At 73.9% G+C, this 8,404-nt stretch carries 7 protein-coding genes; 5 read left to right on the top strand and 2 right to left on the bottom strand.

The window, feature by feature from the left end:
* Nucleotides 1-508 precede the first annotated feature (508 nt).
* Both ACFV2S_RS27895 and ptsP read left to right on the top strand, forming a co-directional pair.
* The gene (locus tag ACFV2S_RS27895; RefSeq protein ID WP_383792643.1) at nucleotides 509-958 is read left to right on the top strand and encodes a PTS glucose transporter subunit IIA; all 450 of its coding nucleotides are present in this window, start codon (nucleotides 509-511) and stop codon (nucleotides 956-958) included.
* Nucleotides 959-1,038: 80 nt separating this feature from the next.
* Entirely contained in the window at nucleotides 1,039-2,709 is a 1,671-nt protein-coding gene (gene ptsP / locus ACFV2S_RS27890; RefSeq protein ID WP_383792647.1) for a phosphoenolpyruvate--protein phosphotransferase, read from the top strand.
* 70 nt (nucleotides 2,710-2,779) lie between these two features.
* Here the strand turns inward: ptsP and ACFV2S_RS27885 are convergent, their stop codons facing one another.
* Both ACFV2S_RS27885 and ACFV2S_RS27880 read right to left on the bottom strand, forming a co-directional pair.
* Nucleotides 2,780-3,670: a hypothetical protein gene (locus ACFV2S_RS27885; protein ID WP_385564611.1), complete on the bottom strand. Its 891-nt coding sequence runs from the start codon at nucleotides 3,668-3,670 to the stop codon at nucleotides 2,780-2,782.
* Between the two features lie 23 nt (nucleotides 3,671-3,693).
* Entirely contained in the window at nucleotides 3,694-4,983 is a 1,290-nt protein-coding gene (locus ACFV2S_RS27880) for an MFS transporter (RefSeq protein ID WP_385564608.1), read from the bottom strand.
* A gap of 45 nt (nucleotides 4,984-5,028) precedes the next feature.
* Between ACFV2S_RS27880 and ACFV2S_RS27875 the strand changes: the two genes are divergently transcribed.
* From ACFV2S_RS27875 to ACFV2S_RS27865, 3 genes are all read left to right on the top strand, one after another.
* Nucleotides 5,029-6,348, top strand: a complete 1,320-nt coding sequence (locus ACFV2S_RS27875) for an aminotransferase class I/II-fold pyridoxal phosphate-dependent enzyme (RefSeq protein WP_385564605.1) — start codon at nucleotides 5,029-5,031, stop codon at nucleotides 6,346-6,348.
* A gap of 72 nt (nucleotides 6,349-6,420) precedes the next feature.
* Nucleotides 6,421-7,194, top strand: a complete 774-nt coding sequence (locus tag ACFV2S_RS27870) for an RNA polymerase sigma factor (protein WP_385564603.1) — start codon at nucleotides 6,421-6,423, stop codon at nucleotides 7,192-7,194.
* On the top strand, nucleotides 7,191-8,276 hold the full coding sequence (locus ACFV2S_RS27865) for a CU044_5270 family protein (protein WP_385564600.1): 1,086 nt from the start codon (nucleotides 7,191-7,193) through the stop codon (nucleotides 8,274-8,276). The genes ACFV2S_RS27870 and ACFV2S_RS27865 overlap by 4 nt, the downstream gene beginning before the upstream one ends.
* The last annotated feature ends 128 nt before the right edge of the window (nucleotides 8,277-8,404 follow it).

Here is an 8,404-nt window from a genome sequence, read left to right as displayed (position 1 = left end):
CTAATCTGGCGTTGATTTTTGGCACGCTGTTGAGTTCTCAAGGTGCGGACGCTTCCTTCGTTCCTGTTTCCAGGCCCTCCGGGCGCTTCCTTCGTCTTCCAGCTTAGCAGATCCGATTTCCGTTTCTGCCACCCGCTGGAGCGGGCTGCTGGGGCAGGAATTCGCTTTTCGCGTTTTCCGTTCCCGGCGGGGTTGAACATTACCAGGCTTTCTCGGTCCCCCTGACCACGTTCCCTGCGAGCACGCAGAGGTGTAGACCACTGGGGTTAGGATCTGGCTTGATAGGTGCTGCCGACCCGCGACTCAAGGCCGCGTTGGGGTCAGGCAGAAGTACGACAGTACATCCCACCGTCAGTAGAGGCAAATCGTTTCCGGTAGTCCCTAGCTCCGACCAACGGGTACGTCTCGTGCGGAACCGGGACTTCCTATGACATACGCTTCAGAACAGTACGCCGTCCAGGACAGGTAGTGACGGCGCCACACAATCTCCGCCCCTGGGAGGCTTCCCATGACAACCGTGACGTCGCCGCTTGCTGGACGCGCCATCGGTCTCGCCGCAGTTCCCGACCCGGTCTTCGCCGGTGCGATGGTCGGTCCCGGTACCGCCATCGATCCCGTACGTGAGCCCTCGGAGGCCGTCTCCCCTCTCGACGGGGTCATCGTCTCCATGCACCCGCACGCCTTCGTCGTCGTGGACGACGAAGGACACGGTGTGCTGACGCACCTGGGCATCGACACCGTCCAGCTCAACGGCGAGGGCTTCGAGCTGCTCGCCAACAAGGGTGACCGGGTGACGCGCGGACAGGCCGTCGTCCGTTGGAACCCCGCCGCGGTCGAGGCCGCCGGCAAGTCCCCCATCTGTCCCGTGGTGGCCCTGGAGGCCGCCGCCGACTCGCTCTCGGACCTCGTCGAGTCCGGCGACGTGAAGGCCGACGACGTGCTCTTCGGCTGGAACTGAGCCGGTCCGTCCTCGTGACGACCGCGAGTTCGACATTCAACGCGGCGGCCGGGGCCGTCGCTCAATCGGAGACGGGTGAGATGGAGACAACGCTGCGAGGCGTCGGCGTCAGCCACGGAGTGGCGATCGGCGAGGTCCGGCACATGGGTACGGCGGTCCTGGAGCCGCCGGCCAAGCAGATCCCCGCGGACGAGGCGGAGCGCGAACAGGGGCGCGCCCGTCAGGCCGTGGAGGCTGTGGCCGCGGACCTCAATGCCCGGGGCAACCTGGCCGGTGGTGAGGCCCAGGCGGTGCTGGAGGCCCAGGCGATGATCGCCCAGGACCCGGAGCTCATCGCCGACGTCGACCGCCGGATCGCGGTCGGCAGCACGGCCGAGCGCGGTATCTACGACGCCTTCTCGCACTATCGCGAGCTGCTCGCCGGGGCCGGCGAGTACATGGCGGGCCGGGTCGCGGACCTGGACGACGTGCGGAACCGGATCGTGGCGCGGCTGCTGGGCGTGCCGATGCCGGGTGTTCCGGACAGCGACGAGCCGTACGTCCTGATCGCGCGGGATCTGGCTCCCGCCGACACGGCGCTGCTCGACCCGGCGCTGGTGCTCGGGTTCGTCACGGAGGAGGGCGGTCCGACCAGCCACAGCGCGATCCTCGCGCGGGCGCTGGGCGTGCCGGCCATCGTGGCGCTGCCGGGTGCGGGTGAGCTGGCCGAGGGCACGCTCATCGCGGTCGACGGTTCGACCGGTGAGCTCTTCGTGGATCCGAGCGAGGAGAAGAAGGCGGAGCTGACGAAGGCGGCCGCCGAGCGCAAGGCCGCGCTGGCCACGTCCAGCGGTCCGGGCGCGACCTCCGACGGTCACAAGGTGCCGCTGCTCGCGAACGTCGGCGGTCCCGCGGACGTTCCGGCGGCGGTGGAGGCCGGTGCCGAGGGCGTCGGTCTGTTCCGTACGGAGTTCCTCTTCCTGGACGACAGCAAGACGGCGCCGTCCGAGGAGAAGCAGGTCGAGGCGTACCGCAAGGTGCTGGAGGCGTTCCCCGAGGGCCGTGTGGTCGTGCGGGTGCTCGACGCGGGCGCCGACAAGCCGCTGGACTTCCTGACGCCGGTGGACGAGCCGAACCCGGCGCTCGGTGTGCGGGGTCTGCGGTCGCTGCTCGACCACCCGGAGGTGCTGCGCACGCAGCTGACCGCGCTGGCGAAGGCGGCCGAGGGGCTGCCGGTGTACCTCGAGGTCATGGCTCCGATGGTGGCCGACCGTACGGACGCGAAGGCGTTCGCCGACGCGTGCCGTGAGGCGGGGCTGCGGGCGAAGTTCGGTGCGATGGTCGAGATTCCCTCGGCCGCGCTGCGGGCGCGCTCGATCCTGCAGGAGGTCGAGTTCCTCTCGCTGGGCACCAACGACCTGGCGCAGTACACCTTCGCGGCCGACCGTCAGGTCGGTGCGGTGTCGCGGCTCCAGGACCCGTGGCAGCCGGCGCTGCTCGACCTGGTGGCGCTGTCCGCCGAGGCGGCGAAGGCCGAGGGCAAGAGCTGTGGTGTCTGTGGCGAGGCCGCCTCGGATCCGCTGCTCGCGTGTGTGCTGACCGGTCTGGGCGTCACCTCCCTGTCGATGGGTGCGGCGTCGATCCCGTACGTGCGGGCGACGCTCGCCAAGTACACGCTGGCGCAGTGCGAGCGGGCCGCGGCCGCGGCGCGTGCCGCGGACACGGCGCACGAGGCGCGGCTGGCCGCGCAGGCGGTGCTGTCCGGGGAGTGATCCCCCGAGGTGCTCGATGAAGGGGCTTTCCGTCACCTGGTGGCGGGGAGCCCCTTCCTCGTGTCCGGGTTCAGTGGTGGGTGGTCCAGTCGTCGTCGGGGTCGGGGGCGAGGGGGTGGCCGGCGCGGTACTCGACGCCCGGTTCCGGGGAGAGGGGTTCGCCGGTGCGGGCGTCGGTGCAGTAGGCGGCGAAGACCTCGGCCTCGGTGAGGGGGGTCAGGGTGCTCTCCGCGAGGCGCCAGCCGTGGAGCCGGTCGGGGGTGCCGGGGGCGGTGGTGCGCAGGACGACTCCGCCGGGTGCGGCGAGGGCGATGCCGGCGGCGAGGACGGCGGTGAACTCCGGTCCCGCGGCTTCGTCCGGAGGCGTGGTGCCGTGGGTGTGGAGGACGGCGAGGAGGGGGTCGTCGGTGGCCTGGACGCTGCAGACGAGGTGGTGGGTGCCCGGGCCCGCGGCTTCGAGGAGCCGGGTGAGCAGGCGGGCCGCCCGCTCGTAGGCCGCCTTGCCGATGTCCTTGCCGCAGCCGGCGCAGTCGCCCGCGGTGGCGAGGACGGTGGTGGCGTACTCCCAGGTGGCCTGGCGGACGGCGGTGTCGACCAGTTCGGGGAGGAGGGTGGTGAGGGGCTGGCCGGTGTAGGTGACGCGGGCGCCGGTGGTGGCGAGGTGGGCGGTGAAGTGGCTGCGGCTCGTGGGGTGGTCGGGGTCGGTGCCGGTCTCGGCGCACCAGGCGGCGTACTCCTCGGGGTCGAAGAGGGTGACGGTGGTGTGGCCGCCCTGGGTGGCGAGGGTCCTGAGGAGGGCCTCGACCTGGCGGAGGTAGGTGGTGTGGTCGTCGAAGGCGAAGGTGCGGTACCGGCGCATGGCGGCGAAGTCCCGCTCGTCGGCGAGGAGGCCGACGGTGCTGGGGACTTCGCGGCGCAGGGCGCGGCGGAGGTGTGCGGTGGTGGTTCCGGTGCGTGTCATGACTCCCCCTGGTGACGCTCCGATCAGTGCTCACTCACCGTAACCTTCGCCACTGACAGTGACGGCCGGGTGAGGCGTCGGCGGACGAGCCCGTTCTGGGCGGCGGTGGTGGCGACCAGGACGGCGCCGAGGAAGGGCCAGGCGAGGGGGCCGGCGGAGACGAGGCCGGTCATGAGGAGGGGGCCCGCGAAGCGCTGGGTGGACTGGGCGAGGCCGTGGACTCCGAGGTAGGCGCCCTGGGCGTCGTCGGGGGCGAGGGCCACGGAGATCTCCCAGGACACGATGGTGTGGATCATCTCGGCGAAGGTGAGGGCGACGGCGGCTGTGACCAGCGCGGTGATCGCGAGGGTGCGGCCGTCCAGGGCGGAGGCGGCGAGGGCGAGCGTGCCGATGGCGAAGAGGCCGGCGAGGGGGCCGAAGAGGCGCCGGGCGGCGTCGGTGGTGGTGCCGAAGCGGGAGAGCGGGACCTGGAAGAGGACGACGAGGGCGCTGTTGATCACCATCAGGAGGGGTGCGAGGCCGACGGGGGCGTCGGTGGCGTGGACGATCCAGAGCGGCAGGGCGACCTGGAGGATCGAGTCGTGGAGGAAGAAGACGGCCTCTCCGGTGGTGAAGGCGAGGAAGCCGCGGTCGCGCCAGGGGTTGGACGGCCGGGTCGTGGGGGCCGGGTCGGTGGAGGCCGCGGCGATGCGGGAGGCCGCGGGGGCGGGGGGTTCGGCGCAGCGGAGGGTGAGGGCGGCCATCACGAGGTAGGACAGCGCGTCGCCCACGAGGAGGAGGTGGAAGGCGGTGGTGGAGCCGACGGCGAGCGCGGCGGCGGCGCCGAGTCCGCCGAGGGTCCAGCCGATGTTGGAGGTGGTGCGGTTGATGGCCTGGTAGCGGACGCGGTCGGGACCGGCGACGCGGGCGGCGTAGAGCTTGGTGAGGACGTTGGTGGCGCGGTCGGGGAGGGCGCCGGCGGCGGAGAAGAGGACGAGCAGGAGGTAGTCGTCGGTGGTGAGGAGGGCGAGGAGGGCCGCGGCGCGCAGGAGTTGGGTGCAGATGATGACGCGGACGAGGGGGAAGCGGTCGGCGAGCAGGCCGCCGAGCGGGGCTCCGGCGATGCCGGCGGCTCCGGAGAGGGCGATGAGGAGGCCGACCTGGCCGAGGCCGAGGCCGGTGACGTAGGTGAAGTAGAGGGCCATGGCCGTGGACCAGAGTCCGGTGCCGCACTTGTCGATGAAGCCGATGAGGAGCATGCGGCGGCCGTCGGGGCCGCCGGGGATGCGTTCCTTGAAGGGCGGTCGGTCGGGTCGGGTGGTGCTGCGGCTCATGGCTCCCCCTTGCGAACTGCTTTGTATTGATACATAATTGATTACGTGGCAGCACAATATGCGATCGAGGGGGCGACGGCCAAGGGGATTGCCGCGTCCGTGGAGCGGGGCGTGTCCGAGGGCGGGCTCGCCCCGGGCGACGCCCTGCCGCCGGTGCGGCGGCTCGCCGACGAGCTGGGGGTGAGTCCGGGGACCGTCGCCACGGCCTACAAGGAGCTGCGGCAACGGGGGCTGATCGTCACCATGGGCCGGGGCGGGACCGTGGTGGCGGAGGTGCCGTCGGCGCCCTCGCGGCGCCCCCCGCGCGTGCCCCCGGGTCTGGTGGACCTGTCCGCCGGGTTCCCGGACCCGGCCTTCCTCCCCGTACTGCGGCCCCCGGCGGCCGTCGACCCCGTCTACGGCTCCCACCGCGCCGCGCCCCGGCTCGCGCACCTGGAGGAGCTGACCAGGACGTGGTTCGAGCGGGACGGGGTGTCCGCCGCGCACGTGACCTTCGCGCACGGCGCCCTGGACTGCATCGCGCGGCTCCTCTCGACGGAGCTGCGGCCCGGGGACGCCGTGGCGGTGGAGGATCCCGGGTTCCACCATGTCCTCGACCTCGTGCCCGCGTTGGGACTGCGGGCCGTGCCGGTGGCCGTGGACGAGGAGGGGCTCGTACCGGAGTCGCTGCGGGCCGCGCTGCGCGGCGGGGTGCGCGCGGTGGTGTGCAGCCCGCGGGGCCAGTGCCCGACGGGCGCGTTCTTCACGCGCGCGCGTCGGGACGAACTGGTGGCGGTGCTCCGGGGGTTCCCCGAGGTGCTCGTCGTCGAGGACGACCACAACGCGGAGGTCGGCGGCGCCTCGGCGCACACGCTCGCGGCCGCGGGGCTCGACCGGTGGGCGCAGGTGCGGACCGTGTCGAAGCACCTGGGCATCGACCTGCGCTGGGCCGGGGTCGCGTGCGACGCGGTGACGCTGGCGCGGCACGACCGCCGGATGGTGATGACCTCGGGCTGGGTCAGTCACGTCCTGCAGGAGACTGTGGCCGTCCTGTTCGCCGACGAGACCGTCCGGGGGCTGGTGGCCGCGGGCGAGGAGGCGTACGCGCAGCGGCGTACGGCGCTGATCGGCGCGCTCGGCGCGCACGGGATCCGTGCGGTCGGGGCCAGCGGCCTGAACGTGTGGGTGCCGGTGCGGGACGAGTCGGCGGTGGTCAACGGCCTGCGGACGCAGGGCTGGTGGGTCGCGGCCGGGGCGCGGTTCCGTATCGCCGCCCCGCCGGCCGTACGGATCACCACGGCGCGGCTCGCGCCCGCCGACGCGGTGCGGCTGGCGGCGGACTTCGCCGAGGTCCTGGGGGACGCGCAGGCGACGTACGGCGGCTGAGGCGCTCGCCGTGTGGTCCAGGTCACGGGAACCCCGGCGAGGCGCCGCCCAGTACTGAGTGTGGAATCACCAATGAGAGATCGTTTCCGCGCCGGGGACCCCGCGGCGCTCGGAGAGGCGTACGACGAGCACGCACGCGTGCTGTACCACTACGCCTACCGGGTGTGCGGGGACCGGGCGGCCGCGGAGGACGTCGTGTCCTCCGTCTTCCTGGAGGCCTGGCGCTGCCGCGGGAAGGTGCACGCCGACGGCGGCAGCCTGCGCCCGTGGCTGCTGGGCATCGCCACCAACATCATGCGCGGCGCCGCCCGCGAGGCGCGCCGGCGCGACGCCGCGCTCGCCAGGATCCCCGAGCGCGGGGTCGTGCCCGACTTCGCCGACGACGTCCTCGCCCGGATGACGGACGGGGAGCAGATCCGCGCCGCCCGCGTCGCGCTCGGCAGGCTCAAGCGGCGCGAGCGCGAGGTCTTCACGCTCGTGGTGTGGGCGGGCCTGGACTACGCCTCGGCCGGGGAGGCGCTGGGAGTCCCGGTCGGCACCGTCCGCTCGCGGCTGTCCCGGGCCCGTGAACGGCTCCGGAAGCTCGCCGAGGCGGAGCTGCGCGCGGGACGGCGCCGTGACCGGTCCTCCGCCGCGGCCCTCCGCTCGGCCGGGGACCGCGCGCCGGACGGGACGGCAGGCCCGGACCGGGTGGGGGACCCGGCTCCGGGCCACCTCGCTCCGGACCACCCGGGTCCCGCCGCCGGTCCCCTCCCCCGGCCCCTCGCCGCACCTGGCGCCGTCGTCACCCGCTCGACCGTCCGCCCGGCCCTCGCGCCCCGACCGACCCAGGAGACCCAGGCATGAACACCTCCGCCCCCCGCCCGCACACCGACGCGGACGACCTCCTGCGTGCCGAGCTCACCGAGCTGCTGCCCCCGCCTCCGGTCCCCGATCTGACGGCCGAGGAGAGCCGGCACCTCAGGCACACCGTCCTGCGGACCGCCCTGGCCACCGGGGACGGCCCGGCCGGCCGGCCGGTGCGTGCGCGCCGGCCGCGCCAGGGGCTCCGGCTCGGCTGGATCGTCGCGCCGATGGCCGCCTGCGCGGTCGTCGCCGGTGTCGCCGTGCTCGCGCCCCCGGACGGTCCCACCGGGTCCCCCGACCGCGTCTCGGCCGGGCCCTCCGCCTCGCCCGAGGCCGTGCGGATCCTGGCCGGTGCCGCGCTCGCCGCCGCCGCCGCGCCCGCGCCGGACGTCCGCCCCGGTGCGTACGTCTACGTCAGGAGCCTCGTCGCCCACGCGGGACGCGACGCGTCCGGCGGCCCCGCGACGCTTCCGCCCGCGCACCGGCGCGAGGTGTGGCTCTCCGCCGACGGCAGCCGTCCGGGGCTGCTCCGCGAGCCCGGTGCCGCCGACACGGAACTCGGCTCGGAGGCGCCCGTGTACGAGCTGGACGGTCCCGGGGCCACGCCCCGGAAGACCACGATGGCGACCTCTCCGCCCTCCGTCACGAACCCGACCCACGCCTACGTCGCGGCCCTGCCGACGGACCCGGACGTGCTGCTGCGCCTGGTCCGGGACCAGACGCGCGCGGGTGGGGGCGACGCCGACCAGCGGGCGTTCACCGCGATCGGGACCCTGCTGGCCGAGACCTGGGCCCCCCCGAAGGTCACCGCCGCGCTGTACGGGGCGGCGGCCCGGATCCCCGGGGTGACCGTGCTGCCGTCCGCGAAGGACGCGGCCGGCCGCGAGGGCGTCGCCGTGGCCCGTACCGCACACGGCGAGCAGACCCAGTGGATCTTCGACCGGACGACGTCGGCGTTCCTCGGTGAGCGCACCGTCCTCACGGAGACCACCCCGGCCGGCCGGGCCGGGACGGTCCTCGGGGTCTCGGCGGTGCTCGCCAAGGGAGCGGCCGCGGCGCCCGGGAAGCTGCCGGAGGCCTGACCAGGTACGCACGGCGGGGGGGCCCCCCGGGGGGGGGGGGCGCCCGGGCCCCCCCCCCCCCCGGCGTGGTGGACGCGGGGGGCGCCCCCGGCTCGGGAGAAGTGGGATAGGCGGAGTTGGGGGAGCGC

The organism is Streptomyces sp. NPDC059695 (genome assembly GCF_042733785.1).
Taxonomy (GTDB): domain Bacteria; phylum Actinomycetota; class Actinomycetes; order Streptomycetales; family Streptomycetaceae; genus Streptomyces.
Note: the sequence above shows the minus strand (reverse complement) of the source record. Positions and strands in the feature narration are given on the sequence as shown.

What these genes read in the sequence shown, in the direction of transcription:
- ACFV2S_RS27895 (WP_383792643.1), top strand. Translation starts at nt 509, where the DNA reads ATGACAACCGTGACGTCGCCGCTTGCTGGACGCGCCATCGGTCTCGCC.
- ptsP (WP_383792647.1), top strand. Translation starts at nt 1,039, where the DNA reads ATGGAGACAACGCTGCGAGGCGTCGGCGTCAGCCACGGAGTGGCGATC.
- ACFV2S_RS27885 (WP_385564611.1), bottom strand. Translation starts at nt 3,670, where the DNA reads ATGACACGCACCGGAACCACCACCGCACACCTCCGCCGCGCCCTGCGC.
- ACFV2S_RS27880 (WP_385564608.1), bottom strand. Translation starts at nt 4,983, where the DNA reads ATGAGCCGCAGCACCACCCGACCCGACCGACCGCCCTTCAAGGAACGC.
- ACFV2S_RS27870 (WP_385564603.1), top strand. Translation starts at nt 6,421, where the DNA reads ATGAGAGATCGTTTCCGCGCCGGGGACCCCGCGGCGCTCGGAGAGGCG.
- ACFV2S_RS27865 (WP_385564600.1), top strand. Translation starts at nt 7,191, where the DNA reads ATGAACACCTCCGCCCCCCGCCCGCACACCGACGCGGACGACCTCCTG.